Origin of the sequence: Chryseobacterium wanjuense (assembly GCF_900111495.1) — a bacterium.
Taxonomy (GTDB): domain Bacteria; phylum Bacteroidota; class Bacteroidia; order Flavobacteriales; family Weeksellaceae; genus Chryseobacterium; species Chryseobacterium wanjuense.
This window is the reverse complement of sequence record NZ_FOIU01000001.1, coordinates 1557165-1583078: the sequence shown is the minus strand read 5'-3', so window position 1 is coordinate 1583078 and position 25914 is coordinate 1557165. Positions and strand designations below refer to the sequence as shown.

At 35.3% G+C, this 25914-nt stretch carries 26 protein-coding genes; 13 read left to right on the top strand and 13 right to left on the bottom strand.

All coding sequences use genetic code 11. The features are described 5' to 3' along the window. Positions 1-25: 25 nt before the first annotated feature. Both BMX24_RS07275 and BMX24_RS07270 read left to right on the top strand, forming a co-directional pair. Complete coding sequence (locus BMX24_RS07275; protein WP_089791373.1) at positions 26-2428, top strand: alpha/beta hydrolase family protein; 2403 nt, start codon at positions 26-28, stop codon at positions 2426-2428. 71 nt (positions 2429-2499) lie between these two features. Continuing rightward, the gene (locus BMX24_RS07270) at positions 2500-3234 is read left to right on the top strand and encodes a hypothetical protein (protein ID WP_139176769.1); all 735 of its coding nucleotides are present in this window, start codon (positions 2500-2502) and stop codon (positions 3232-3234) included. 42 nt (positions 3235-3276) lie between these two features. Here the strand turns inward: BMX24_RS07270 and BMX24_RS07265 are convergent, their stop codons facing one another. Further along, complete coding sequence (locus tag BMX24_RS07265; RefSeq protein WP_089791371.1) at positions 3277-3966, bottom strand: HAD family hydrolase; 690 nt, start codon at positions 3964-3966, stop codon at positions 3277-3279. An 89-nt stretch (positions 3967-4055) separates the two neighbouring features. Here BMX24_RS07265 and BMX24_RS07260 point away from each other — a divergent pair, with 89 nt between their 5' ends. The 3 genes from BMX24_RS07260 to BMX24_RS07250 are packed head-to-tail and all read left to right on the top strand — an operon-like array spanning position 4056 to position 5616. Next, positions 4056-4634, top strand: a complete 579-nt coding sequence (locus BMX24_RS07260) for a Crp/Fnr family transcriptional regulator (protein WP_089791370.1) — start codon at positions 4056-4058, stop codon at positions 4632-4634. A gap of 56 nt (positions 4635-4690) precedes the next feature. After that, positions 4691-5206 (top strand): GNAT family N-acetyltransferase, encoded by a 516-nt coding sequence (locus BMX24_RS07255; RefSeq protein WP_089791369.1) that lies wholly within the window; start codon positions 4691-4693, stop codon positions 5204-5206. Continuing rightward, positions 5206-5616 (top strand): hypothetical protein, encoded by a 411-nt coding sequence (locus BMX24_RS07250; RefSeq protein ID WP_089791368.1) that lies wholly within the window; start codon positions 5206-5208, stop codon positions 5614-5616. Before BMX24_RS07255 ends, BMX24_RS07250 begins: the two co-directional genes overlap by 1 nt. A 27-nt stretch (positions 5617-5643) precedes the next feature. On the opposite strand, the gene BMX24_RS07245 is transcribed toward BMX24_RS07250, so the two are convergent. The 9 genes from BMX24_RS07245 to BMX24_RS07205 form a co-directional block, all read right to left on the bottom strand. Continuing rightward, positions 5644-7005, bottom strand: a complete 1362-nt coding sequence (locus BMX24_RS07245; RefSeq protein WP_089791367.1) for an MATE family efflux transporter — start codon at positions 7003-7005, stop codon at positions 5644-5646. Positions 7006-7102: 97 nt separating this feature from the next. After that, positions 7103-8287 (bottom strand): sigma-54-dependent transcriptional regulator, encoded by a 1185-nt coding sequence (locus BMX24_RS07240; RefSeq protein WP_089791366.1) that lies wholly within the window; start codon positions 8285-8287, stop codon positions 7103-7105. A gap of 57 nt (positions 8288-8344) precedes the next feature. Then, entirely contained in the window at positions 8345-9004 is a 660-nt protein-coding gene (locus BMX24_RS07235) for a YggS family pyridoxal phosphate-dependent enzyme (RefSeq protein ID WP_089791365.1), read from the bottom strand. A gap of 129 nt (positions 9005-9133) precedes the next feature. After that, positions 9134-10000 (bottom strand): polysaccharide deacetylase family protein, encoded by an 867-nt coding sequence (locus BMX24_RS07230; RefSeq protein ID WP_089791364.1) that lies wholly within the window; start codon positions 9998-10000, stop codon positions 9134-9136. Positions 10001-10129: 129 nt separating this feature from the next. After that, positions 10130-10858, bottom strand: coding sequence for a DUF72 domain-containing protein (locus tag BMX24_RS07225; RefSeq protein ID WP_089791363.1), 729 nt, complete (start codon positions 10856-10858; stop codon positions 10130-10132). A 91-nt stretch (positions 10859-10949) separates the two neighbouring features. After that, positions 10950-13793 (bottom strand): heavy metal translocating P-type ATPase, encoded by a 2844-nt coding sequence (locus BMX24_RS07220; RefSeq protein ID WP_089791362.1) that lies wholly within the window; start codon positions 13791-13793, stop codon positions 10950-10952. 162 nt (positions 13794-13955) lie between these two features. Beyond that, positions 13956-14516 (bottom strand): helix-turn-helix domain-containing protein, encoded by a 561-nt coding sequence (locus BMX24_RS07215; RefSeq protein WP_089791361.1) that lies wholly within the window; start codon positions 14514-14516, stop codon positions 13956-13958. Further along, positions 14513-14914 (bottom strand): acyl-CoA thioesterase, encoded by a 402-nt coding sequence (locus BMX24_RS07210; RefSeq protein ID WP_089791360.1) that lies wholly within the window; start codon positions 14912-14914, stop codon positions 14513-14515. The genes BMX24_RS07215 and BMX24_RS07210 overlap by 4 nt, the downstream gene beginning before the upstream one ends. 97 nt (positions 14915-15011) lie before the next feature. Continuing rightward, positions 15012-15425, bottom strand: a complete 414-nt coding sequence (locus BMX24_RS07205; protein ID WP_089791359.1) for a DUF6157 family protein — start codon at positions 15423-15425, stop codon at positions 15012-15014. A 321-nt stretch (positions 15426-15746) separates the two neighbouring features. Between BMX24_RS07205 and BMX24_RS07200 the strand changes: the two genes are divergently transcribed. Both BMX24_RS07200 and BMX24_RS07195 read left to right on the top strand, forming a co-directional pair. Beyond that, positions 15747-16139 carry an RNA recognition motif domain-containing protein gene (locus BMX24_RS07200; RefSeq protein ID WP_089791358.1) on the top strand — a complete coding sequence of 131 codons (393 nt, stop codon included), beginning with the start codon at positions 15747-15749 and terminating at the stop codon, positions 16137-16139. A 144-nt stretch (positions 16140-16283) separates the two neighbouring features. Then, entirely contained in the window at positions 16284-17039 is a 756-nt protein-coding gene (locus tag BMX24_RS07195; protein WP_089791357.1) for a hypothetical protein, read from the top strand. Positions 17040-17097: 58 nt separating this feature from the next. Here BMX24_RS07195 and BMX24_RS07190 read toward each other — a convergent pair whose 3' ends face one another. Genes BMX24_RS07190 through BMX24_RS07180 form a run of 3 tightly spaced genes read right to left on the bottom strand, consistent with a single transcriptional unit; the run spans position 17098 to position 20005 of the window. Continuing rightward, a complete protein-coding gene (locus BMX24_RS07190) occupies positions 17098-18888 on the bottom strand; it encodes a DUF4153 domain-containing protein (RefSeq protein ID WP_089791356.1) in 1791 nt (596 codons plus the stop codon). Positions 18889-18916: 28 nt separating this feature from the next. After that, complete coding sequence (locus BMX24_RS07185) at positions 18917-19393, bottom strand: BlaI/MecI/CopY family transcriptional regulator (protein WP_089791355.1); 477 nt, start codon at positions 19391-19393, stop codon at positions 18917-18919. A 9-nt stretch (positions 19394-19402) separates the two neighbouring features. Next, complete coding sequence (locus BMX24_RS07180; protein WP_089791354.1) at positions 19403-20005, bottom strand: phosphatase PAP2 family protein; 603 nt, start codon at positions 20003-20005, stop codon at positions 19403-19405. A 126-nt stretch (positions 20006-20131) separates the two neighbouring features. Here BMX24_RS07180 and pdhA point away from each other — a divergent pair, with 126 nt between their 5' ends. The 6 genes from pdhA to BMX24_RS07150 all read left to right on the top strand — a co-directional run bounded on the left by pdhA (position 20132) and on the right by BMX24_RS07150 (position 25914). After that, the gene (pdhA, locus tag BMX24_RS07175; protein ID WP_089791353.1) at positions 20132-21133 is read left to right on the top strand and encodes a pyruvate dehydrogenase (acetyl-transferring) E1 component subunit alpha; all 1002 of its coding nucleotides are present in this window, start codon (positions 20132-20134) and stop codon (positions 21131-21133) included. A gap of 99 nt (positions 21134-21232) precedes the next feature. Then, positions 21233-22852 carry a 2-oxo acid dehydrogenase subunit E2 gene (locus BMX24_RS07170; protein WP_089792807.1) on the top strand — a complete coding sequence of 540 codons (1620 nt, stop codon included), beginning with the start codon at positions 21233-21235 and terminating at the stop codon, positions 22850-22852. A 202-nt stretch (positions 22853-23054) separates the two neighbouring features. Next, positions 23055-23723, top strand: coding sequence for an ABC transporter ATP-binding protein (locus BMX24_RS07165; RefSeq protein ID WP_089791352.1), 669 nt, complete (start codon positions 23055-23057; stop codon positions 23721-23723). An 11-nt stretch (positions 23724-23734) separates the two neighbouring features. Then, positions 23735-24316, top strand: a complete 582-nt coding sequence (locus BMX24_RS07160; protein ID WP_089791351.1) for a murein L,D-transpeptidase catalytic domain-containing protein — start codon at positions 23735-23737, stop codon at positions 24314-24316. Between the two features lie 30 nt (positions 24317-24346). Continuing rightward, the gene (gene radC, locus BMX24_RS07155; protein WP_089791350.1) at positions 24347-25024 is read left to right on the top strand and encodes a RadC family protein; all 678 of its coding nucleotides are present in this window, start codon (positions 24347-24349) and stop codon (positions 25022-25024) included. After that, positions 25021-25914, top strand: a complete 894-nt coding sequence (locus BMX24_RS07150; protein ID WP_089791349.1) for a hypothetical protein — start codon at positions 25021-25023, stop codon at positions 25912-25914. The genes radC and BMX24_RS07150 overlap by 4 nt, the downstream gene beginning before the upstream one ends.

Below are 25914 nucleotides of genomic sequence, written 5' to 3'. Positions count from 1 at the left end.
TTATTTTCGTTGAAAAGAGATTATTATGAAGATAAAACTAACCATCTGTCTCCTTGCATTTCTTAATTTTTATGATGCGCAGGAGAGTATTACTTACCAGAAACCGTCTGCTGAAATTCTTAAACTTGCAGATTATGAAAGACCTCCAAGTGTTTTGATGAATAATAAAAAAGACTGGATTGTCTTTACTTACCGCCCGACTTACAAAACATTGGAAGATCTGAGCCAGCAGGAAATGAAATTGGGAGGGTTGAGAATCAATCCTGTGACCAATATTTCAAGTTCGGCGACGTATTCAAATAATATTAAGGTTAGAAAAATTAATGATAAAACGGAAGTTCAGGTTAAAAATTTACCATCGAATCCGAAAATCACTTACACTTCATTTTCTCCGGATGAAAAGAAATTAGCTTTTACAAATACCACCAACAAAGGAGTAGAACTTTGGGTAATCGATCTGGAAACAGCTACAGCAAAGAAAATCACCTCCGATAATCTGAATGCCAATCTGGGAAGTCCTTACGTTTGGTATAAAGATTCTCAGAATTTGTTGATTAAAACACTTCCTCAAAATAGAGCAACTTTAATTGATTCCAGCAAAGATCTTCCGACAGGCCCGATCGTTTCTACAGCAGACGGAAAAGTTTCGCAAAACAGAACGTATCAGGATCTTTTGAAAAATCCACAGGATGAAAAGAATTTTGAAATCCTTACATCTTCTGATATTTACAACGTTGATCTCAATGGAAACTTGAAGAAAGTAAAAGATCAGGATCTGTATTCCGGACTGAGTTTTTCTCCGGACGGAAATTATCTGATGGCTACGACAATTAAAAAACCATTTTCATACATCATTCCTTTGAACAGATTTCCCATGACGACGACTGTTTATGATATGAACGGAAATGTTGTAAAAACAGTGAATGAAGTTCCGTTGAATGAGGTTATGCCAAAAGGTTTTTCGTCTGTAAGAACCGGAAAAAGAGATATGGGATGGAGAAGCGATCTGCCCGCAACTTTGGTGTATGCCGAAGCTTTGGATGGTGGCGACCAGTCGAAAACGGCCGATTACAGAGATGAAATTTTCACTTGGGATGCTCCGTTCAGCAATGCTCCGAAATCGTTCTTTAAAACAAAACAAAGATATGGAGGAACAAGCTGGACAAACGATCATTATGCCATCGTTTCCGAAGGTTGGTACGACACCAGAAATACAAAATCTTTCCTTGTTGATCTGGATAATGGTGAATCAAAAGTAATTGATGACAGAAATTATCAGGATGTTTACAGCGATCCGGGGAATTTTAACACAACAAAAAATCAGTACGGAAGATATGTGGTCGATATGAAAGGAGGAAAGTCCTATCTCATCGGAGCCGGTTTTACCAAAGACGGGCAACATCCCTTCATCGATGAAATGGATATGAAAACTTTAAAGAAAAAAAGGCTTTATACTTCAAATCTTAAAAATGCTAAGGAAGAAATCATTGATATTTTAAACCCTTCCAAAGGGGAAATCCTGACAACCCAACAATCTCCCAGTCAGTATCCGAACTATTTTAAAAAGAATATTAAATCTAATAAAACAGAAGCAGTAACCAATTTTGTCAACCCTTTTGAAAGCATCAAAGACGTTTATAAAGAAGTTATTACCTACAAAAGAAACGACGGGGTGACCTTGACAGGAACCCTTTATCTTCCGGCAAACTACGACAGAAAAGCAAAAAAAGAAAAATTACCTCTGTTAATCTGGGCATATCCAACTGAATATAAAGATAAAAATACGGCAGGGCAGAATACACAGAATCCAAATGACTTTACGTTCCCTTACTACGGATCTTTCGTATACTGGACGACAAAAGGATATGCCGTGTTGGATGATGCTGCTTTCCCGATCATCGGAGAAGGAAAAACAGAACCGAACGATACATTTATTCCGCAATTGGTGGCCAATGCTGAAGCTGCGATTAATGCGGTGGATCAGTTAGGCTATATCGACAGAAAAAAAGTTGCGGTAGGAGGGCATTCTTACGGTGCTTTTATGACGGCTAATCTTTTAACTCATTCTAATCTTTTCGCTTGCGGAATTGCACGAAGCGGGGCGTATAACAGAACATTGACACCGTTTGGATTCCAGAGCGAACAGAGAAATTACTGGGATGTTCCGGAAATCTACAACACGATGTCACCGTTCATGAACGCGGATAAAATGAAAACACCATTACTGTTAATTCACGGTGATGCAGACAATAATCCGGGAACGTTTACTTTGCAGACGGAAAGATACTTCCAGGCTTTAAAAAACCTTGGAGCTCCCGTAAAAATGGTTCTTTTACCAAAAGAAGCTCACGGATATGTTGCAAAAGAAAATATCCTGCATTTGCTTTGGGAACAGGATCAGTTTTTGGAGAAATGTTTGAAGAAATAAACTAAAATTAATAGTAAACTCGTTCAGATGTGAACGAGTTTTTTTTTATTTTTAATTTTAAAAAAATAACCTTGAAAATCTTAATCATTTTAATATGCTTGCCTTGCTTTATTTTTGGACAATTATCTCCTAAAGTCAAGACGTTTTATGACCAATTATCTATGAGTAAACGTGCAGAAGGCAAAAATATAGGGTTTGCCGGAAGTGAAAGTGATTTATATAAAATTCATGAAGAAATGGCAAAAATAGCCACAGATGAAGAGGTAGAATATATTGCTTTCAATGGTAATCCTGTAACGAAATATTATGCAACAAATATTCTTTTTGAAAGAAAATCCAAATCATTGGAGAAATTATTTCAGTATTATTTAAAAAGTAAGGATTCAGTCAGTGTTTTAAGAGGATGTGTAGGCGAAACAGATCATTTAAGCAGTAAAATTTACACGAGATTAAATTTTGAAAAACAAATTATAAAACAGACAGAATTCGAAAAGAAATGGAGAGATAGTATGATCATTAATAAACAACCAATGCCTGATGACTATTTTGATTTGTTTAATACTAAAACAAGCTGGACAATTAAAGAAATTGACTCATTGATTAATACATTAGATCAAATTGTGTTAAATGACCATAAATCTCCAAAATATCTTGTTGAAATTATCTGCGGATATCATTTATCAGAAAGCTTAAAAGTTCCTTATTTCGAAAAAATTGCTTATTTCGAAGAAAAATATAATTCTGAATATATTAGAAAATATATGAAATTTTGCAGATCCGGAATAAGAGAACCAATGGAATATTAAGCTTATTGATAAAAATTAAAACCTCTTCAAATAGGAAAGGATTTATAAAAAATCCAAAATTCCTTTAATATTTTTAAGTTCCATAAAATTCGGATGTTCTATCTGAAGATCATGTTGCTCATGGTTCCAGGTCACATGATAAGGAATATGCGCTGCAAATCCACCGATTTCCAAAACAGGTAAAATATCAGATTTGATTGAATTTCCAAGCATCAGAAAATGTTCAGTCCTGCAGTCTAGATGTTTTAAAAGCTTTTGATAATCAGATTCCTTTTTATCGCTCATGATTTCAATGTGATGAAAATATTCCTGTAATCCGGATTTTTTTAATTTACGCTCCTGATCGAGCAGATCACCTTTTGTCGCAACAACCAGTCTGTATTTTCCTTTTAAATTTTCCAATGTCTCCGTTACTCCATCTAAAAGTTCAACAGGTTTTTGAAGAAGTTCATGACCAATTTCAATGGTTTTATTAATCAATTCCAGAGAGGCTGTGTTATTCGAAATTATGCTTACCGTTTCAATCATACAAAGCATAAATCCTTTCACGCCGTATCCATACAAATGCAGATTTTTCATTTCTGTTTTAAATAACTCTTGAGATACAGAATGTTGCGGGAGATAATCTTCCAGCAAAATGCAAAATTCTTTTTCCGCTTCCTGAAAATAAGGTTCATTGATCCAAAGTGTATCATCTGCATCAAAAGCGATGGTGGTGATATTATTATTCATATTGAGTTTACTTTAGTTTTTGTAATTTTCTGCCGACAAAATTCAGTATAAAAAATAAACCAGAAAAGGACATTTGTCCCAACCGAAATATGTTACGTACCAATCCTCAGTTTTTAGACTATCTGGAAGAGCTTTATAACAAGCCTGAAAACAAAAAGAATATTGTGTTGAAATCTTTTGAAAAAGGCGAAAAAATTTTAACACAAAATGAAGTTTCTAATAAAATAATGCTTATTAAAAACGGAATTACAAAATGTTATTTCGTTGAAGAAAATGACAAGGAATATATTGTTGAATTTCTAGGAAAAGGTGAAATTATTGGTGAAATTGAAGTCATAAAAAATGTTTCCTGCCTTTGCAGTATTGAAGCGATGACGGAAGTTACAGTTTATTCCATGACAATTCCTTATTTTCAATTTTTAATTAAAAATGATCTTTCATTGAATAATTTACTGCTCGATGTTTTTGTGGAACGTATTGTGAATACTTCAAGCAGAGCATCATATCAACAGCTTTATACGACGGAACATACACTGTCTCAACTTCTTGAATTAAAATCCAAAGAAATGGAAATCTCAAAAGAAGATATGGCAGCCTATCTTGGAATTACCGTAAGAAGCCTTAACCGAGCTTTAAAAGAAATAAAACAAAGCAATAACGAAGAATAATTCTTAAAAAATTAAAAAATTCTTCACGTATCTTTGCGAAAATATACGTTAAAAGAATGCAAGAACTTATATTTAAGAATGCGACTTTAAAAGACTTACCGAAGATCGTAGAAATCTACAACTCAACCATCCTTTCGAGAATGGTAACCGCCGATACGGAAAATGTTTCTGTAGAAAGTAGATTACAATGGTTTCACGAACACAATCCCGAAACACGCCCACTTTGGGTCGTTGAAGATGAGGAAAGTAAAATAATCGGGTGGGTAAGTTTTTCGTCATTTTACGGCAGACCTGCGTACAATGGAACAGTGGAATTGAGCATCTATATGCATGAAAGCAGCAGGGGAAAAGGATATGGCAAGAAAGTGCTTCAATATTGCATCGATAATGCAGAGAAATTCGGGGTAAAAACTTTATTAGGTTTTATCTTTTTGCATAATGAACCAAGTTTAAAGCTGTTCAGACATTTCGGTTTCGAAGATTGGGGAGTGTTTCCTGATGTGGCGGTTTTGGACGGAGTGGAAAGAACACTGGTGATTTTGGGGAAGAGGATTGCTAATGGAAAACTATAATGAAATTTTTTACTTTTTTTCGTCTAGCCTGTATATTTTTATTGCTTGTTAGTTGTAAAGAAAAAAGATTTTTGAATAATCACGAGGTAATTCTCGTCACTAATTTTATTAATGGTGATGAAAAACTTAGAGAAGAAGCAAAAATATTTGAATCTAAAAATCGGATAAAATTTGATGAATCCAATAAAATTTATCTAAGATTTATCTCAAAATATGAAAAAATTGATACTGTGAAATCCACACATTTTTATCCAGCTTTGATTATTGATGGATATTATCTTTATTCATTTAAAAATATTAAAACCAATAAAGTTGCGGCTTTTGGAACTGGTGTTAATGCCCAAACAGGGCAGGTTAAGCAATTTAAAAAAGTCATCTGGATAAATGAACATTCATTGAAATCAAATTAAAAAGCGACCTCAAAAGATCGCTTTCCATTACAAATTCTGCTTAATTCTCTTCGCAGACATATTCAAAAATCGCTTGACGAGGAAAACTGCAGAAACCGTCAGTCCTAATCCTAATGCGATCCACATTCCGAAAGCTCCCATTTTTAGCGTTACACAAAAGAAATATCCTAAAGGAATCGTGATGATCCAATACGCAATAAACGTATAGATAGAAGGAATTTTCACATCCTGCAAACCTCTCAACATTCCCAATGCTGTCACCTGAATTCCGTCTGATAACTGGAACAATGCAGCGATGATCATTAATTTTGAAGCTAATGTAATCACTTCAACTTCCTCTTTTTTAGTAAAGAAAGTTGGCAGAATATTTCGTCCCAAAATAAAGACAATTCCGCAGATTGCCATGAAAATAAAGGCTATTTTCAAATTATTGATACCTACTTTTCTTAGTTCAACAAAGTTCTGTTCGCCCAGTTTTCTCCCGATCATCACTGTTGAAGCCACACTGAAACCGATACATAAATTGAAGGTGAATGAAGCCATACTCAACGCAATTTGATGGGATGCAATATCATGCGCTGAAATTAATCCACAAATGAAAGCGGCACCCGCAAAAGCCGTCACTTCAAAGAACATTTGCAAAGCGGTTGGCAGACCTAATCTGATCATTTTATCAAACATATTCTTTGAAAAAACTTCCATTTTTAAAGTGAAATCTTTGATATATCGTTTTGTTTTCTTTTCGTTTAAAAGAACAAAATAAAGGAAAACTACCATGAAAATTCTGGCAATTAAACTCGCTAAAGCAGAGCCTTTTACGCCCATTGGCGGAATTCCGAAAAGTCCTTTAATGAAAACATAATTTAAAACAATATTAATCACATTGGCGATGATCGTAGCCTTTGTCACTCCAATAGTATAAGATAACCCTTCCGAAACTTCCCGTAACGTCTGAAAAGCCATAAACGGAACAATACTGATCGCCATAATCGTCAGGAAATCAACCGTATCAGGGATAATCTTCGCCGGCTGCCCGGAATGATAGAGTAGCGGTGTTCCTAAAAAAAGGATTCCCATCAAAACAATTCCCACAGAAATATTGATAATAAATCCATGACTGAAAACAGAGTTGATTGTTTTATGATCGTGCTGAGAATGCGCTTCCGAAACCAATGGCGGAATCGCAAAAGAAAATCCTAATGCCAAAACAAACATTGAGAAAAACACAGCATTTCCCAATGAAACGGAAGCCAGAGCGTCGGCTCCCAAAAGTTTCCCGACAATAATATTGTCGAATAAGTTCACCGAGACTTGCCCCACCTGCGTCAGCATCACAGGAAGAGCCAGGGTAAGGCATTCTTTGGTGTAGTTTTTATGTAAAAAGTTCATAATAGTTTAAAATTCATATATAGTTTAATTCAAAAAAAAATTTGCAGTAACCAATTGATACTGCAAATTTAATATGTTGTTTAAGTAATAATTTACATTATTTCCTTACAAAACTTGCAACATCTTCAGCGGAAACAGTGTTCCCACCTAAAATAATTAATCTTTCTACTACGTTTCTCAATTCCCTGATATTCCCGGTCCATGATAACGCTTTTAAGGCATCAATAGCCTTATCATCAAATTTTTTAACGGCAGTTCCGTGTTCATCGGCGATCATGCCTGCAAAATGTTCTACCAACGATCTGATGTCTTCTTTTCTTTCATCCAATGGCGGAACGTAGATTTCAATCACAGAAAGTCTGTGGTAAAGGTCTTCCCTGAATCTTCCTGCTTCAATTTCCTTCTGCATATCTTTATTGGTAGCCGCAAGTACTCTTACGTCAACTTTTATTTCTTTGTCGCTTCCGACAGGAGAAACTTTACTTTCCTGAAGAACCCTCAATACCTTTGCCTGAGCGATCAAACTCATATCCCCGATCTCATCCAGGAAAATAGTACCACCGGTTGCCTGCTCAAATTTTCCCTGTTTATCCTTGATTGCTCCTGTAAAAGAACCTTTTACGTGTCCGAAAAGTTCAGATTCAATTAATTCTGAAGGAATTGCCGCACAGTTTACCTCTATCATAGGACCTTTTGCACGGTCGCTTTGATTGTGAATCGCGTGGGCTACCAGTTCTTTTCCGGCTCCGTTCGGACCTGTGATCAGAACTCTCGCATCAGAAACAGCAACTTTCTCGATCATATCCTGAATCTTCTTTAAACCAGCAGATTCACCGATCATCTGATACTTTTTGCTTACTTTTTTCTTTAAGGTTTTATTTTCGGTTTGAAGATTTTTATTTTCTTTCTTCAAAGTTTCTTTAACTAAAGCATTTTTTACGCTTGTAATCAATCTGTTGATGTCGATAGGCTTGGAAATGAAATCGTATGCCCCGTCTTTCAGGCAGGAAACGGCAGAATCGATATCCGCGTGTCCTGAAATCATGATGAAAGTGGATTCGGGCTTCAGTGCTAAACTCTGCTTTAAAAGTTCAGTACCGGAAAGTTTAGGCATTTTAATATCCGAAATCACTAATGCGAAATCTTCTTTTTCTACCTGTTTGTAACCTTCGAGGCCGTCTTCAGCGATAACAAATTCATAATCAGTAAGTTCGTCAGAAAGAATACTGTGGAGTACTCCCGAGATTGCTTTTTCGTCTTCTACAATAAGGATTTTTTGCATAGTTGCAAATTTAGATTTTTTGAATGAATTATTAGCAAAAATTATACCTAAATCATTCTATTTTGAATAATCTCTTCTCCCAAAAATTGCAGATCCCACTCTCACGGAATTAGCTCCGCAATCAATGGCGATCGGAAAATCATCACTCATTCCCATAGACAAAGTTTCCAGTGTTTTAAGCTGATTTAATTCATCAAAAACTCTTTTCAGAACTAAAAATTCTTTACGAATCTGGTTTTCATCATCGGTAAAAGTTGCCATTCCCATCAATCCTGTGATCTCAATACTAGAAAATTCTCCGTCTAAATATTTTTGAAACAGATCTTTAGCCTCATTTATTTCAAGTCCGAATTTACTATCTTCTTCAGCAATTTTTATCTGTAATAAAACTTTAATGGTACGGTTGTATTTGGCCGCTTCTTTATTAATTTCCTTAAGAAGTTTTTCAGAATCTACACTTTGAATGGTATTTACAAATTCGGCAATGTATTTCACCTTATTCGTCTGTAAATGACCGATCAGATGCCATTGAATATCTTTGGGCAGGAGAGGATATTTCTCCGTTAATTCCTGAACTTTATTTTCACCAAAAACCCTTTGTCCTAAGTCATAAACCTCCTGGATCGCTGAAACAGGATGTGTTTTTGAAACAGCCACCAGCTGTACATTTCCCGGAAGTTGACTTTTTATATCGTTGTAATTTTCCTGAATATTCATAATTGCAAATTTCTGAATTTAAAATTAAATCTCACAGACCTACTCATATTTTCAGAGATAATTACATATTGCTTTTTAATTTTAATGGAAGTATAACATAAAATCTGAGCAATCTGTGGGATAAAAAAATCAATTCAAAACCTCATTAATCTTCGGATATTCCGAGATTTTTCTGAAGATAAACCTGTTGCTTTTCTGTAATTTTTCAATAAAGAGATCCAGTTCGTTCACAGAATCCGTATCCGTTAAGTACTGATCATGAGTAAGAAAAACAAGGTGTCTTGAAGTTTTTTCGAGATCGTTAAAAAAGATACTGTCAACTTTTTTAAGCATTTCTTCATGCTTGCCTTTTAATACCATTTTATTGGTTGGTTTCCATTCAAGATCCCAGCCAATTACCTTATAACCAGCCTGTTTAAGTTTATTTGCGGCTTCCGTTGAGCTTTTAAGATCGGTAACGGAAATATTATTCAGCCTCCAGATATTTCTTCCGGGAGTTCTGGCAATTTTATCGTATAATTTTAAGCTGTCTTTGGCAATATTAAAATCATTTACTACACTTTCAGGATTTTTGTAAAAATCTGTATACTTATTGTGGGCGTGAGTAAAACTATGATTGGCCAGCTCAACAAGAGGGTCTTTCCTTAAAAGTTCAAGATCATTCTTTTGTTTTTTGCTTCCATAGGCGTGTTTTCCGACCAGAAAGGCGGTTGCACAAACTTTTCTTTTATTTAAAATTCTGAGAAGATTTTCGGTTCCCTGATTGGGACCGTCATCGAAGGTAAGATAGATAACTCTTTTATCGGAAGTTACGTCTTCATTATCGATTTTGGGGACTTTTTTTGCGATGGGATGTCCATTCGGAATCAGTATTTCTGATTCTTTTTTGTCGATTTTACGGTTGCAGCCGTTGAATAAAATTGAAGTTGCACTCATCAATGCAAACATCCCAAGAAAAGCCTTATTTTTAGACTTTTCCGCAAAGTTTTTTCTCATAAAGGTAATGGAATTTTAAATGTTAAAAATTGTTAATTTTTCCAAATAATTCTTAACAAAATTTATGCCAGATTTCCTTAAAACTTTACTTTTTAAGGAGATTTTAATAAATTTATTTTTAACAATTTTTTATTCCAGTATTTTCTTTAAAAATAAAGAATTATGAATCGCAGCATTTCCCCAGGTATTATTGAAAAATATAAATGCTTTCTTTTTGTTTGCTTTAATTTTTTCAGCTAAATCCTGAAGGAATTCTTTACTGTACTCAGATTTGTAGAGTATGGGTTTTCCGTGAAGGCGGTAATATAAAATTTCGGAATGATTGACAATCACATCTTCCGGCAGATTTCCTGGAAAACTTACTCCTGAAAAAATGATGTCGTTTTTTTTTAAAAGATTAAAAATTTCCTCTTTCCACCAAGATTCATGACGGAATTCTATGACATTTAAATAATTAAAATCAATATTATTAAGAATTAAATCAATATTATCCTGAGTATTTTTGAAAGAAGGTGGAAATTGATACAGAAATCCTGAAAGTTTTTCTTTTAAATGAGTCTGAACATGTTCGCAGAATTCTGTAATTTCTTCTTTACAATCTTTCAATCGCTTTTCATGGGAAATTGTTTTCGGAATTTTAATGAAAAATTTAAAGTTAGCCGGTGTTTCATCCACCCATTTTAAGAGTGTTTTCGCCGTAGGTTTTCTGTAAAACGTAGAATTTATTTCAACACAATTGAAAGTCTGAGAATATAAGGTCAGAAAGTCTTTACTTTTGGCATCTTCGGGATATAATGAGCCCTTCCAGTCATTGTTGTAAAACCCTGAGCATCCAATGTAAAGATTTTCTTTTTCCATTATTTTGATTATTTTTCTCTCGCAAATTTTTAATGCAAATAACTAAAACACAATCATCTGCTGGCAAATCTGCGAGAGAAGTTTAAACTATTTATTTCACATCCAGATCAACCGAATTTAATCGTAATGAATTCAAAATCACAGATAACGAACTGAAACTCATAGCGGCCGCAGCGATCATCGGTGATAATAGAATTCCAAAAAATGGATACAATAATCCTGCCGCAATCGGAACTCCCAAGACATTATAAATAAAAGCAAAAAACAGATTTTCCTTAATATTTTTCAGTAGCTTTTCGCTTAATAATTTGGCTTTAGCGACACCTAAAATATCTCCTTTTAACAATGTAATTTCTGCGCTTTCAATGGCTATATCAGTCCCTGTTCCCATCGCAATCCCAATATTTGCCTGTGCCAGAGCAGGGGAGTCGTTGATTCCATCACCGGTCATGGCTACGATTTTGCCTTGTTGCTGGAGTTTTTTCACCTCATTTAATTTATCTTCAGGATGGCTATTGGCTTTAAAATTTTTGATTCCAAGGGCTTCCGCAACGGCTTTTGCAGTGTGTTCATTATCGCCTGTCATCATGATAATTTCGATGCCCTCATTGAGCAACTGTTGAACAGCTTTTTTAGAACTTTCTTTGATTTTATCGGTAAAACTGATGAATCCCAATGCTTCATTTTCCTGGGCAACATATGAAATGGTATGTGCTTTCGACTGTACTTCAACGGCTTTTTGCTTTAAACTTTCCGGAATTGAAATTTTGTTTGAATTTAATAAGCTCTCATTTCCGAGAAAAACGGTCTTTCCATTGATATTTCCTTTTACGCCTTTTCCTGAAATATTTTCAAAATTTTCCACTTTTTCAGGTAAAATATTTTCGTCTTTTGCTTTTTTAATAACTGCATTCGACAAAGGGTGTTCCGAATTTTGATTTAAAGAATAGGCCAGTTTTAATAATAAATTTTGATCATTATTTACTGTTTCAATATATTCTACGGAAGGCTTTCCTTCTGTTAAAGTACCTGTTTTATCGGTAATTAAAACATTTACCTTATGCATTTCTTCAAGAGCTTCGGCATTTTTGATAAGGATACCGTTTTTTGCACCTTTTCCAATTCCGACCATCAATGACATTGGTGTGGCGAGGCCTAAAGCACATGGACAGGCAACAATTAAAACAGCAACGGCATTTACAAAAGCAAATAAGCTTCTCTTTCCTTCCGGACCAAAAAACTGCCATAAAACGAAGGTTAAAATAGCAATTAAAATCACTGCAGGCACAAATATTTTCGAAACTTTATCCGTTAATTTCTGAATCGGAGCTTTGCTTCGGCTGGCTTCATTCACCATTTTAATGATTTGGGACAGCAAGGTTTCATCGCCCACTTTTTCAGCTTTCATGATGAAAACCTGATTTCCGTTGATGGTTCCTGAAGAAACCCGATCATTGACCGTTTTCTCAACAGGAATCGGCTCTCCCGTGATCATACTTTCGTCAACATATGAATTTCCTTCCGTAATTTTTCCGTCAACCGGAATTTTTTCACCCGGCTTTACTTTTAACAGGTCACCGATTTTCACCTGGGAAAGTAAGACTTTCTTTTCTTCTCCGTTAACGATAAGATTGGCTTCATCAGGCGAAAGATTCATCAATTCGCGAATGGCATTTCCAGTTTTTTTGTGGGCGGCGGCTTCCATTAACTGACCTAAAATTACCAGCGTTAAAATCACACAGACCGCTTCAAAATACAACGGAATTTCATGATTGTGACCGCGAATTTCATGAGGAATCATATCAGGAAAAATCAACGAAATTATACTGAAAATGAATGCTGCAGCTACGCCCAAAGCAATCAGGCTGAACATATTTAAATTCCATGTTTTAAAAGAAACCCAACCTCTTTTCATTAAGAACCAACCTGAATAAAACAATACAGGAAGCGTTAAAATAAGCTCGATAAATCCCTGAATCTGATGCGAAAACGAAAAATTAATAAACATTCCGCCCATCGAAAGCATAAAAACGGGAATCGTGAAAACTAAGGAAATAATGAATTTTCTTTTTAAGACATTATAGGTTTCATCTTCTTCATCATCGTGTGCATCAGGCATTCTGACTAAATCCATTCCGCAAATCGGGCAGCTTCCGGGCTCATCCCGAACAATTTCCGGATGCATCGGACAGGTGTATTTTGCAACTTTTTTTTCGGGATATTTTACCAGATCCATTCCGCAAACGGGGCATCCGACATTTCTGTCATAAACTTTATCACCTTCGCAATACATTGGACAATAATACTTTCCAGCCATTTCATCCGTAACTTTCGGAGCTTCATGATGATGGCTGTGATCATGAATATGATGATGCGAATGGGAAACTGAATTTTTAACCAAATCTTCCGTTATTGGCTCCAAATGCATGTGGCAGACAGGGCAATCGCCTTTTTCATCATAGATTTTATCACCTTCGCAGAACATCGGACAGTAATATTTACCGACATTATCTTTGAAATTTTCGGGAAGATGGGTTGACGAGTAAGTTGGCTTAAAATTCGGATCTTTCGCCTGTTTTTCCTCGATCGGAACCAGGTACATATTACAAACGGGGCATCTTTTTCCCTGCTGGAAATAGACTTTTTCCCCTTCACATTCCATCGGACAGTAATAAACGGAGGAAGGAGAAACGCGATCCTGCGGTTTTACAAAAGCTTTCTCCGGCTGAGCGGGATCTTCTAGCTTGTAATTTCCTATTTCTTCTAAGGCCTTATTTAAAGTATTTATATCAATTCTTTTTTCAGAATGGATAGTGGCTGTATTGTTTTCAAGGTTGATTTCAGCTTTTATCCCTTTGATACTATTGAGTTTTTCAGAGATTTTTTTCTGACAGCCGGAACATGTCATTCCGAGAATTTTATATTGTTGTTCCATGATCCTTTAATTTATATTACAAATTTCCAAAATGCAAACGGAAGGTTGTTATAAATTTAAGGATAATGTTTATAGAATTTTGTTGGGAAGTTTTAAAGTCTGAGAGGTTGAGGGGTTGGAGTTGTGTATGGCAGTCTCTATATCACTCATATGCTCCGACTCTCAAACCTGATCAAGGGGTTTTCTATTATGAACTTTCAGTTTTTTGAATTCTGTGGGAGTGAAACCCGTGCTATTCCGGAATTGTGACGACAAATGCTGAACACTTTTATAGCCAAGTTTTCCGGCGATTTCTGTTAAATTAAATTCATTATACAAAAGCAGTTCCTTCACTTTTTCAATTTTTTGAAGAATAAAAAACTGTTCTAAAGTGATATTTTCGTTTTGAGAAAAAGTTTTGGAAAGCGAGCTGTAGTCTTTATGAAGATTTAAACTTAAAAATTCAGATAAAAGAAAATTTTCATCGATATCAAGTTCACTGATTTTTACAATGATTAGATTTTTAATTTTCTCTATAAGCTGATGAGCAGAATCTTTTATCCTTTCAAATCCGGTTTTTTCTAAAAGTTTTTCTAAAGACTGCAGGTCTTTTTCTGAAACTTCGGCTTCAGTTTCCACTTCACCAAGATGAATGGATTTAACCTTAATATTGCTATCACTGAAAATCGTTGACACCGCAGCAACACACCTGTCGCAGACCATATTTTTTATGAAAATTTTCATAATGGTTGCTGGTTGTTTAACCTGTCTTTTACAAACTCAACTTTTGTCTTTCCATGAGGAGCCGGATTTCCTTCCTCATCAAGGTTTACCATAACAATTCTGTCGACGGTAATGATGGTTTGGTGAGTCATTTTATTTCTAACCTCACAAGCCAGAGTAATGGATGTGGAGCCAAATTTTATAACTTCAATCCCGATTTCAACGATGTCGCCCTGCTTTGCGGAGCTTACGAAATTGATTTCAGAGATGAATTTTGTAACCACTTTGGTATTTTCCAGTTGGATAATGGCGTAAAGTGCGGCTTCCTCATCGATCCATTGCAATAATCTTCCTCCAAAAAGAGAATGGTTGGGATTCAGATCTTCGGGCTTTACCCATTTTCTAGTATGATAGTTCATGTTTTTTAATAATTTGAAGCACAAATTTAGTATTTAAAACCGGCTTTTTCAAAGGAAATGGATTTAGTTATCAAAAGAGAATTATTTATATTCTCAATTATTTTTTTTTGGATCGCATGGCTTTCACTTTCATGATGGAGTGGTCATGCAAGAACTCCTGATATTCCTTACTTTCTAAAGGGTAAATTGCCACTTTTCCTTTGTCGTTATGATGAATCCCGAAGCCATATTTCTTGGCTAAAGGAGAACATCGGAGGCAAGGTTGACCTTTGGAGAAAAATTTTTCTCTCGTTTCATGCTTTTCACTTTTTGAAATGTCATTTTTAAAGGCATAACAATCAAAAATAACATCATCAGAAGAGTATTTGTATGGATTTTTTACTATCTGTTCGTATTGTAAATTGGCCAATGTTTTTTCTTTCTTTTCGGGCGGAATTTGTGCTTCGGAAACAGGACAATCTTCCGCAACTTCGATGAATGTATTGATGAAATTAGTGGTGTGTTGTTTCATATTTAATGAAAAATATATTTAAATATACTCATTATTTACAATAACTCCCCACCGGAAAAAAGAGTTTGTAATTAATATTGTTAATAATAATATTGATTTTAATAAAAATTCATGATTAATTAGTGAAAAATTAATACTTTTTAACGAAACTAAAAATCGAATGAAAAATTTATTAAAATAATTTCAAAAAAGTCTTTGATATGAATTTAATAATCGTATCTTGCATGAGTCTATATTTGGAATCAATATTTGTTCATGACTTTATGTTGTTTTTCTTTTATAAACCAAATCATTTTTAACATTTTTAATTTTTTAACCCAGATGAACATTTTTGTTTCAAACATCAATTACGCAACTAAAGATTATGAGTTGCAAGATCTATTTTCAGAATTTGGAGAAGTTTCTTCAGTAAAAATCATTACAGACAAAGAAACTGGTCGTTCTAGAGGTTTCGGTTTTATCGAAATGGAAGACTCTGAAGGACAGCAAGCTATTGAAGCTCTTAACCAAAAGGAATTTAACGGAAAAACACTTAACGTTTCAGAAGCTAAGCCAAGAGAAGAGAAGCCTAGAAGAACTTTCAGTAACAATGGAGGTGGTAACAGAGGCGGAGGTTACGGAGGTAACAACAGAAGTGGCGGTGGCTACGGAGGAGGAAATAACCGTGGAGGAGGCGGTTACAGCGGCGGCGGAAACGGCGGAAAACGTTGGTAAAAAAATATAAGCGGCTTTTTTAAGCCGCTTTTTTTGTGCAAAATTTAATTGACAGTAAATCATTTAATTAGTATCTTAGATTGAGAAAACATTGCTATTTGGCATAATTTTAGAAAATTTTTAACCAATCAAAAATTAATTATAATGAGAAGACATTTATTAGCATTGACCCTGATGTTTTGTGGGTTATTATTCAATGCGCAGATTATTTATAACGGACAAAATATTCAACAGGATAAAAGGTATTGGTCTGATAATGGGCAATATTATCTTTTATTTCAAAAAGATGGAAATCTTGTATTGTACAATAGATCTGCACGCCCATTATGGGAGTCTAAAACAACGAACAGAGGTACTCAGGCTATTTTTCAGAGCGATGGTAATCTTGTAGTGTATGCACCTGGAAACAGACCTATTTTTAGTTCCAATACTAATGGAAAACGAGCCACCAAACTTTCGGTACAAAATGATGGGAACCTGGTAATTTATAATAGATCGAGTCCAGTATGGGCATCTAATACCAGTAATGACGATTCTAATAATAATGGCGGCGGAAATGGCTGGGGATTCAGAGGCGGAGGCGTAAATCCTGGATTTGCATTCTACAAAAACAGTAAAATTTACTCTGCCAATCGTAATTATTATCTGGTATTTCAAAATGATGGTAACTTGGTTTTTTCGAGAAACAATGGTGAAGCGATTTGGGCTTCCGGAACGGATAATAAAGGCAGCAGAGCAGAATTTCAGCAGGATGGGAATTTAGTGGTTTATGACTCTTATAATAAAGCTGTTTGGAGTTCTAATACTCAAAATCGTGGGGCAACAAGATTAGCTGTTCAGGATGATGGGAATTTGGTGGTGTATCAAAATTCTACCCCTCTTTGGAGCTCAGAAAGATAATTTTAAACTAAAAATATAAAGCATTACAAAACGTAATGCTTTTTTTATTTTTAGAAGGTTATTTTAGTTTTATCAGCAGATAAGCCTCCTGATAATAGATGTTTGACCGTTTATTATAAGGATATTTTTCTTTTGTAATTTGTTGGAAAACAAGTTTCACGTGATATTTTCCCAGGTCACTTTCCATTGCGATTTCAGGGACTTTTACTATATTCTTTTTGTCCTTGTGTTCTCCAAATAACTTCACGATTTGAGGGCCGAAATCTACTTCATCTGTATCATTTAAAATCAGTTTTAATGAAGATTTATCCGTAAGTTCATCAATGAATTTAAATTGATCTTCATTGAGTTTTTTCGGCTCTTGATCGTAGCGGGAAAAGCTCATGAAATACTGATAATCTCCAATTTCTGTTGTTTGTTTTTCAGAAGTGATACTAAGTCGTTGTGTTTCTTCAGGATCATTTTTTGAGGTTGTGTTGATATTGGTAAATTGATCCTGAATATGATATCTTATAGAATAAAATTCTCCTTTTTCAATATTTTTATTTAAATCATTTTGCTCCTTTTTATCCAGTAATTCAGACAAAAAATCACCTTCTTTTCTTTCCGACAAATACTGGAATTTATCTGCTATTTCAATACTGATGGTATCGGCGACTTTCTTTTTGAAATCGATTTTGCCGTTGTTTAATAATTGTTTTTCATTTAAAATTTTCGATAGTTCTGCCTTCTGGCTTCTTTTTGAAACACTGAAAGCATTTAAATAAGGAAAAATTAAAGCAAAAACTCCAAATGCAAATAAACTTATCGGGATAAATTTTATCGTTCCTTTTTTAACAAAAATAAAGTAAACAACAATGCTTAACAGCCACAAAGCCAGCAGTAAAACGAAATATCTCGGCTCAGTATATCCATATTCTAAAATCCTAGTAAAGATGGCTACAAAAAGTAGAATAATTAATGGAATAATTGTATAATAAAAGGCTTTTGAAAATATTCTTACCCACGATTTCGTATTCTCATTTTTCAAAGGATGAACCAGAAGCAGCGCCAAAATCCCGACAATACTGTAAGCCAGAATGAGATAGGAAACCCAGCCTCGAGGCAATTGCCAGTTAATGAGGATTTTTATAGAATAAAAATAAAGAATGACAACGTAAATTAATAATAAAGGAATTAAAATAAATTGAGTAAAAAACTTTAAAACAATAGGGTAATCTCTATCTTTTTCAAGATTATTTAAACCTTTATCATTGAATAAAAGAAAAATAAAACAACTACCGAATATTGCCAGAACGTATAATGTATCAGTGTAAAGCCTGTCATCAAAATTAAAATCAAAAAGCTTGTCGACTGCTAAAATCGCCAGTTCAACACCGCCCGTAAGAACGCCTGTAAATACGGCTGTAAGAAAAATATTAACAAAAAGGTTCTTATTATACTGCCAAAATTTGAGCTCTACATTTTGTCCCAGAAATGGAATAAATGAGACGAATAAATGCGTTAAAAGCACCGTAATAGCAATAATATAGCCATATACTTCCGTGAAATCCTTCTCTTTTCCGGGTAAGACAAAATAAAATCCGACAAGGAAAATAATCCCGAAAAGCTGTAGCAGAAGCTCTTTTCCTATTCGCTGGGACAACATTTTTAAGGCAAACATCAGCGAAATCCCAAGACAGGCACAGATGGTAAATTTTGAAAAGACAAAAAACAACTCACGTTCCCTGTTATTTTCAAACATACAAATAGCCCCGATTGCAGCTAACAGAGCCATTACCAGAACGATAGGGTACCGGAAAATGACTTCATTTGCCCGGCTCAGCGTTTCCTGAAATTTTGTTTTCATGATTTGAGTGTTTTTTTATGGTTAATAATTATTTAGGCTGATCTTTTTTCTTTTTTTTCTTCTTGTCTTTGCTTTTTTTATCTTTTTTTGGATTCAAAACTTCATTAGCGTATTCATGTTTCGGTTCCTTTATTTTTGCGGGTTTCATTTCGATTTTCAGATCAAAATACCCTCGCAAATCTTCCTGAGAGATCAGATTTTCATTAAATAAAAACTCCAGGATTTCCTTCCCGGAATCGTTGAAGAAATGATGTGAAATCTCTTTCAATAAAAATTTTCGGTATTCTTCCAACGGTACAAGAACAGTATATTTGAAGATCCTGCCTTCTTTTTCGGTCGATAAATAGCCTTTTTCAACCAATATTTTCAGATAAGTGGAAACCGTATTCTGATGCGGCTTCGGCTCAGAATGCTGCTCCATGATGTCCTTTAGATAAAAGGATTCAAGCTTCCAAAACAGTTTCATTAAGTTTTCCTCGGCAGGGGTAAGATGATTTATTTTCATATTAAATTCTTAATGTTGAAATTGTATATTGCAATATAAGTAAATAAAAGATACCACGAAAGCAATTCCGGCACCCATAAAAACCTCTCTGGGCGTATGTCTTTTTAAAATAATTCTCGTAATCCCGACCAAAAATGAAATTCCCAGCCAGACAAACCCCATCGTTGTATCCAAAGCAAAAAATAAAGCCGCTACAAATATATTGAAAGCTGTATGCATCGAACTTTTAATGAAATAATTGCTGATCTGCATCGAAAACAGCAGAATTAAAATGAAAAGCATTACAAAATCAACATACCCATTTTGAAAATAATTAAATAAAAGATAAGAAACCACACAGCCTGCAATAAAAATATACAACGTTTTCCTCTGGATCCTGTTGGAAACATCCATATTCGTATATCTTCCCGTCTTCACATTCCAGACAAGCCAGATAATCACAGGAAGAATGATCATTAATAATATAGGAAGAAAGTAGAGTAATGAGTCTTTTAATGTATAATTTCTCACACTCATGTAGACAAAAAAGATAAACAAAGAAACCAAAGGATTGAAAAAATCGGATATGACTTTTGAGATTTTATGTAATAGTGAAGGCTGTTTTTCTTCCATATTCTAGTTTGATAATGTAAATATAATACTATAACTAAAAAAACAATTGATCTATATACAATAAAAACAAAGTTTTTTTTATAATTTTGCTCAACTATTTCATAATAAATAAGCAAAGGCTAACACATGAAAGAATTTTCTAAAGAGGTATACCTGAAGTGGTATGAAGATATGACTATGTGGAGAAGGTTTGAAGACAAATGCCGTTCTCTTTATCTAAAACAAAAAATCAGAGGTTTTTTACATTTGTATAATGGTCAGGAAGCAATCCCTGCAGGATTTACGCATGCAATGGATTTAACAAAAGATAGTATGATCACTGCTTACAGATGTCACATCCATCCTATGGCGATGGGAGTGGATCCTAAGAGAATCATGGCGGAACTTTGTGGTAAAGCTACAGGAACGTCAGGAGGTATGGGCGGATCTATGCACATTTTCAGTAAGGAACACAGATTTTACGGAGGTCATGGTATCGTAGGAGGACAAATTCCTTTAGGAGCGGGTATCGCTTTCGCAGATCAGTATTTCGACAGAAAAGCGGTGAATATCTGTTTCTTCGGAGACGGAGCGGCTAGACAGGGTTCTTTACATGAAACGTTTAACATGGCCATGAACTGGAAGCTGCCGGTAGTTTTCGTTGTTGAAAACAATCAGTATGCAATGGGAACTTCTGTAAAAAGAACAGCCAACCACGAAGATATTTATAAATTAGGTTTAGGATACGAAATGCCTTGCCTTGCTGTAGATGCAATGGATCCTGAGAAAGTGGCTGAAGCTGCTTACGAAGCTATTGAAAGAGCAAGAAGAGGAGACGGCCCTACTTTCATTGAAGCAAGAACTTACCGTTACAGAGGTCACTCTATGTCTGATGCGGAGCCTTACAGATCTAAGGATGAAGTTGCTCTTCACAAAAATGATGACCCGATTGAATTAATTAAACAAAGAATTTTATCTAATAATTGGGCAACTGAAGAAGAATTGGAAGCAACGGACAACAAATCAAGAGATTTCGTTGAAGAGTGCATCGAGTTCATGGAAAATTCTCCGTATCCTGATGCAGAGAAAATCTACGAGTATGTGTACGCTCAACAGGATTATCCGTTCTTAGATAAATTAGAAAATTAAAAAAATTAATAATTAGTTTGAAATTTGACCTTTGAATTTGATGTTTCCGAATCTCAAATCTCGAATCTCGAATCTCAAATCTCAAATCAATATTATAATATGGCAGAAGTAATTACAATGCCACGTCTTTCCGATACTATGACGGAAGGAAAGGTGGCAAAATGGCATAAAAAAGTAGGAGATAAAGTAAAGGAAGGAGATATTTTAGCTGAAATTGAAACTGACAAAGCGGTTCAGGATTTCGAATCTGAAGTAGAAGGTACTCTTTTATACGTGGGTGTAGAAGAAGGCGGTGCTGCTGCTGTAGATTCTGTTTTGGCGATTATCGGAAATGAAGGAGAAGATATTTCAGGATTGACAGGTGGGGCTGCTGCTCCGGCTGCAGGCGGTTCTGAAGAGAAAAAATCTGAAGAAGAATCTAAAACAGAAAATAGTTCTACAAGCGTAGAGCAAACTTCTGCGGAAGTTCCTGCAGGGGTAGAAGTGATTACAATGCCAAGACTTTCTGATACAATGACAGAAGGTAAAGTGGCGAAATGGCACAAAAACGTAGGCGATACAGTAAAAGAAGGTGATCTTCTTGCTGAGATCGAGACAGATAAAGCGGTTCAGGATTTTGAATCTGAATTCAATGGGGTATTATTGAAGCAGGGTGTTGAAGAAGGTGGTGCTGCTCCGGTAGATTCTGTATTGGCAATTATAGGACCTGAGGGAACGGATGTTTCAGGAGTTGGTGCACCAAAAGCAGCAGCTGCCCAGTCAACAGAAAAACCTGCTGAACAAAAAGCTGAAGCTCCAAAACAAGAATCAAATAACCAACAACCGGCAACCGGCAACAACGAAAGAGTAGCCATCTCTCCATTAGCTAAGAAAATGGCTCAGGATAAAGGTGTTGATATTCATTCTGTACAGGGTTCAGGAGAAAACGGAAGAATCGTAAAAAAAGATATTGAAAATTATCAGCCATCTCAGGTGAAACCAGCTGCTTCAGCTCCGGCTGCAAGTGCTGCTGCACAAGTGGCATTAAGCTTCATTCAGGGTGAAGATACGGAAACTCCGAATTCGCAGGTAAGAAACATTATCGCGAAACGTCTTTCTGAAAGTAAATTCACTGCGCCTCATTACTACTTGATGGTAGAAATTAACATGGACAAGGCAATTGTGGCCAGAAATGAGATCAATTCTTTACCGGATACAAAAATTTCTTTCAACGATATGATCATTAAGGCAACAGCTATTGCTTTAAGAAAACATCCGCAGGTAAATTCTAGCTGGGCAGGTGATAAGATCATTCACAGAGGAAACATCAATATAGGTGTAGCAGTTGCGATCCCAGACGGATTGGTAGTTCCTGTGTTGAAGAATACAGACCAGATGAACTATACTCAAATTTCTGCTGCTGTGAAAGATATGGCTGCAAGAGCTAAATCTAAAGGTCTTAAAGCAAACGAAATGGAAGGTTCTACATTCTCTATCTCAAACTTGGGAATGTTCGGAATTGAAACATTTACAAGCATCATCAATCAGCCAAACTCTGCGATCCTTTCAGTAGGAGCCATCATCGAGAAACCGATCGTAAAAGACGGTCAGATCGTAGTTGGAAACATCATGAAGCTTTCATTAGCTTGTGACCACAGAGTGGTAGACGGTGCTACAGGTGCTCAGTTCTTACAAACACTGAAAACATATTTGGAAAGTCCTTTAACTTTGTTACTGTAATTTTCTAAAGTTTTAAATATTAAAAACGCTTCTCAATTTTGGGAAGCGTTTTTGTTTGGAAATTATTTTACGAAATCAAACCTTCAAGGTTTTGAAAACCTTGAAGGTTTAGTAAGAAGAAATTAAATATTAAAAAAAATCACCACTCACAATTCACTGTAAAATTCTACCATATTTCAAATCAAATTACTATTTTTGAATCATGATTAAAGCAAGGAATATCCATAAATCTTATGGAAATTTAGAAGTATTAAAAGGTGTTGATATTCACATTAAAGTAGGTGAAGTTGTATCTATTGTAGGAGAATCCGGGGCAGGAAAATCTACGCTTTTGCAAATCCTGGGAACGCTGGATCAGCCTACGGCTTCCAATAAATTCAATACCGAAATCACTATCGCCGGGGAATCGTTCATCAATATGAATGACAAACAGCTTTCTAAATTCAGAAACCAGAATATCGGTTTTGTATTTCAGTTTCACCAGTTGCTTCCGGAGTTTACGGCTTTGGAAAACGTTTTGCTGCCGACAAAAATTGCAGGTGCCAACGAAAAAGAAGCGTTGGAAAAGGCTTATGCTTTATTTGAAGACCTTAGAATTGAACAAAGACTTCATCATAAACCCAACCAAATGTCGGGTGGGGAAGCGCAGAGGGTAGCGGTGGCTAGAGCTTTAATCAACTCTCCGAAAATCATTTTTGCCGATGAGCCGACAGGAAACCTGGACTCTAGAAATGCGGATGATCTTCACAGATTATTCTTTGATTTGAGGGATAAATACAACCAGACTTTTGTCATTGTAACCCACAACCCGAATCTGGCGGAAATTACCGACAGAAAATTGGTCATGAAAGACGGGATGATTATCGATTAAAATTCCGTTGAATGATGAAATATTTTATTTTTTTATTCCTCTTTATCATTTCCTGTTCAAAAATAGAATCTCAGTCGGGAAATTTGGTTGATTATTTACCGAAATCAAAAATTCTGGAAATTAAAGATTATATTAAAGGGAAAAATTATAATCAGGATTTGGCGGTTTTCATCAATTTTAAAGTACATTCCGGGAAATACAGATATTTCGTTTATGATCTAAAAAACGATAAAATTTTACAAAAAGCGGTCGTTGCCCACGGCTCTGGTTCTGTGGTTAAAAACTCTCAGAATCTGCAGTTTAGTAATATTGACGGCTCTTTTCAGTCTTCTCTGGGAAAATATGAGATCAAAGAAAGCTATTCCGGGAAATTCGGAAAATCCTACCGGTTGAATGGCTTAGATCCCACAAACAGTAATGCAATGTCACGGGCGATTGTCCTTCATTCGTATGGTTGCATTCCCGACAAAGAATCGACTGATCCGGCATGTTTAAGCTTGGGTTGTCCGATGCTTTCTCAAAACGCATTTAATCAGACGGCAAAATACATCGATCAGTCAAAGCAGTCGATTATTTTATATGCTTTTTATTAAACTTATTATTCATAACTTCTTACTCAATAAATGTCCATTAAATTTTTAGCCGAAGACGACAGGCCCAGAGAAAAATTTTTACTGAAAGGCAAGAATTCATTGTCGGATTCTGAATTACTGGCCATTATCATGGGAAGCGGAAGCAGGGATGAAACAGCTGTGGAATTAGCGAGAAGAATCTTAAGTTCAGTGAACAACAATTGGCATCAGCTGAGTCTGCTTTCGATTAAAGATTTAATGAAATTTAAAGGAGTCGGAGAGGTAAAAGCGATCTCAATTACAACCGCTTTGGAGATCGGAAGAAGAAGGGCAAGCCAGGAAATCCCGGAAAAGCCTGTTATTTCAAACAGTCACAATGCATATCAGATTTTCAGGAACCATTTATCAGATTTGAGAACAGAAGAATTTTGGGCTGCTTTTTTGAATCAAAGTAATAAAGTCATTCATTTGGCACAGCTTACACAGGGTGGAATTAATCAATCCATCGTTGATGTAAGAATTCTGTTTAAAACGGCTTTAGACCACTTTTCAACGGGAGTTGTCATTGCTCACAACCATCCGTCCGGAAACCTGAAACCGAGCCGCGAAGATATTGAAATCACGCAGAAAATAAGAGAAGCGGGAAAACTTCTGAATATTCAGCTATTGGATCACCTGATTATCACGCAGAATTCATATTTTAGTTTTTCAGATGACGGATTGCTATGATTAGAAGATTGAAATACAACGAAATTGATTTCGATAAATATTCGGATTGTTTGGAAAATTCTGAGCAGAGAAAATATTCTGCCACAAAGATTTTTTTAGACATCACTTCCGATAAGCAATGGGAACTTCTCGTTTACGGTGATTATGAAGCTGTTATGCCCGTTCCTTTTATGAAGAAACTGGGAATTAAACTTGTGATTAATCCTAAACTCTGTCAGCAATTGGGCGTTTTTTCAAAAACGGACAATGTTGAAATAAATGATCAGTTTTTACAATTTTTCCGGAAAAAATACAATATCTGGTATTATGCTTTTAATGATGGAAATAAATTTTCAGAACCTTTACAACTTCGAAAAAATTTTCTGATTGAGCCTGAAAAATACGAAATAATACGTCAAAAATATTCACCGAAAAGAAAAAGAAAATTAAGGCTGGACGAAGAGGTTTCTGCCCATTCCAAAGTGATAGAAACCAAAATAAAAGATGCGGAAACGTTTATATCAGCCAATTTTATCGGAGCCAAAGATAATAAAGGCAAAGCCCATTTTTTAGAAATATTTACTAATCTGGAAAACTCAGGGCATTTGAAAATCGTTGCTTTTGTGTATCAGGAGAAAATTATTAATACAATTGCCGTGTATTTTGATGAGAAAACTGTTGCGCTTTTAGGCACTTTTAATGATAAAGATTATGTGAAGCTTTCCGGTGCTTCCACGATTATTGATTATGTCATTGCACAGAATATAGCACAGAAAATCTTTGATTTTGAGGGAAGTGAAGTACCCGCAATCGAAGAATTTTTCAGAGGATTTCGTCCTGAACTGAAAATGTATCCGGTCATTGCAAATTCTAAAAAAGATGTCATCAGAAAGACTTTAAAATTGTCCTGA

Bases quoted from the DNA above. Each gene is read 5' to 3' on its own strand.
- BMX24_RS07275 (WP_089791373.1), top strand. From the start codon at position 26: ATGAAGATAAAACTAACCATCTGTCTCCTTGCATTTCTTAATTTTTAT.
- BMX24_RS07265 (WP_089791371.1), bottom strand. From the start codon at position 3,966: ATGAATAATAATATCACCACCATCGCTTTTGATGCAGATGATACACTT.
- BMX24_RS07260 (WP_089791370.1), top strand. From the start codon at position 4,056: ATGTTACGTACCAATCCTCAGTTTTTAGACTATCTGGAAGAGCTTTAT.
- BMX24_RS07255 (WP_089791369.1), top strand. From the start codon at position 4,691: ATGCAAGAACTTATATTTAAGAATGCGACTTTAAAAGACTTACCGAAG.
- BMX24_RS07250 (WP_089791368.1), top strand. From the start codon at position 5,206: ATGAAATTTTTTACTTTTTTTCGTCTAGCCTGTATATTTTTATTGCTT.
- BMX24_RS07245 (WP_089791367.1), bottom strand. From the start codon at position 7,005: ATGAACTTTTTACATAAAAACTACACCAAAGAATGCCTTACCCTGGCT.
- BMX24_RS07240 (WP_089791366.1), bottom strand. From the start codon at position 8,287: ATGCAAAAAATCCTTATTGTAGAAGACGAAAAAGCAATCTCGGGAGTA.
- BMX24_RS07235 (WP_089791365.1), bottom strand. From the start codon at position 9,004: ATGAATATTCAGGAAAATTACAACGATATAAAAAGTCAACTTCCGGGA.
- BMX24_RS07230 (WP_089791364.1), bottom strand. From the start codon at position 10,000: ATGAGAAAAAACTTTGCGGAAAAGTCTAAAAATAAGGCTTTTCTTGGG.
- BMX24_RS07225 (WP_089791363.1), bottom strand. From the start codon at position 10,858: ATGGAAAAAGAAAATCTTTACATTGGATGCTCAGGGTTTTACAACAAT.
- BMX24_RS07220 (WP_089791362.1), bottom strand. From the start codon at position 13,793: ATGGAACAACAATATAAAATTCTCGGAATGACATGTTCCGGCTGTCAG.
- BMX24_RS07215 (WP_089791361.1), bottom strand. From the start codon at position 14,516: ATGAAAATTTTCATAAAAAATATGGTCTGCGACAGGTGTGTTGCTGCG.
- BMX24_RS07210 (WP_089791360.1), bottom strand. From the start codon at position 14,914: ATGAACTATCATACTAGAAAATGGGTAAAGCCCGAAGATCTGAATCCC.
- BMX24_RS07205 (WP_089791359.1), bottom strand. From the start codon at position 15,425: ATGAAACAACACACCACTAATTTCATCAATACATTCATCGAAGTTGCG.
- BMX24_RS07200 (WP_089791358.1), top strand. From the start codon at position 15,747: ATGAACATTTTTGTTTCAAACATCAATTACGCAACTAAAGATTATGAG.
- BMX24_RS07195 (WP_089791357.1), top strand. From the start codon at position 16,284: ATGAGAAGACATTTATTAGCATTGACCCTGATGTTTTGTGGGTTATTA.
- BMX24_RS07190 (WP_089791356.1), bottom strand. From the start codon at position 18,888: ATGAAAACAAAATTTCAGGAAACGCTGAGCCGGGCAAATGAAGTCATT.
- BMX24_RS07185 (WP_089791355.1), bottom strand. From the start codon at position 19,393: ATGAAAATAAATCATCTTACCCCTGCCGAGGAAAACTTAATGAAACTG.
- BMX24_RS07180 (WP_089791354.1), bottom strand. From the start codon at position 20,005: ATGGAAGAAAAACAGCCTTCACTATTACATAAAATCTCAAAAGTCATA.
- pdhA (WP_089791353.1), top strand. From the start codon at position 20,132: ATGAAAGAATTTTCTAAAGAGGTATACCTGAAGTGGTATGAAGATATG.
- BMX24_RS07170 (WP_089792807.1), top strand. From the start codon at position 21,233: ATGGCAGAAGTAATTACAATGCCACGTCTTTCCGATACTATGACGGAA.
- BMX24_RS07165 (WP_089791352.1), top strand. From the start codon at position 23,055: ATGATTAAAGCAAGGAATATCCATAAATCTTATGGAAATTTAGAAGTA.
- BMX24_RS07160 (WP_089791351.1), top strand. From the start codon at position 23,735: ATGATGAAATATTTTATTTTTTTATTCCTCTTTATCATTTCCTGTTCA.
- radC (WP_089791350.1), top strand. From the start codon at position 24,347: ATGTCCATTAAATTTTTAGCCGAAGACGACAGGCCCAGAGAAAAATTT.
- BMX24_RS07150 (WP_089791349.1), top strand. From the start codon at position 25,021: ATGATTAGAAGATTGAAATACAACGAAATTGATTTCGATAAATATTCG.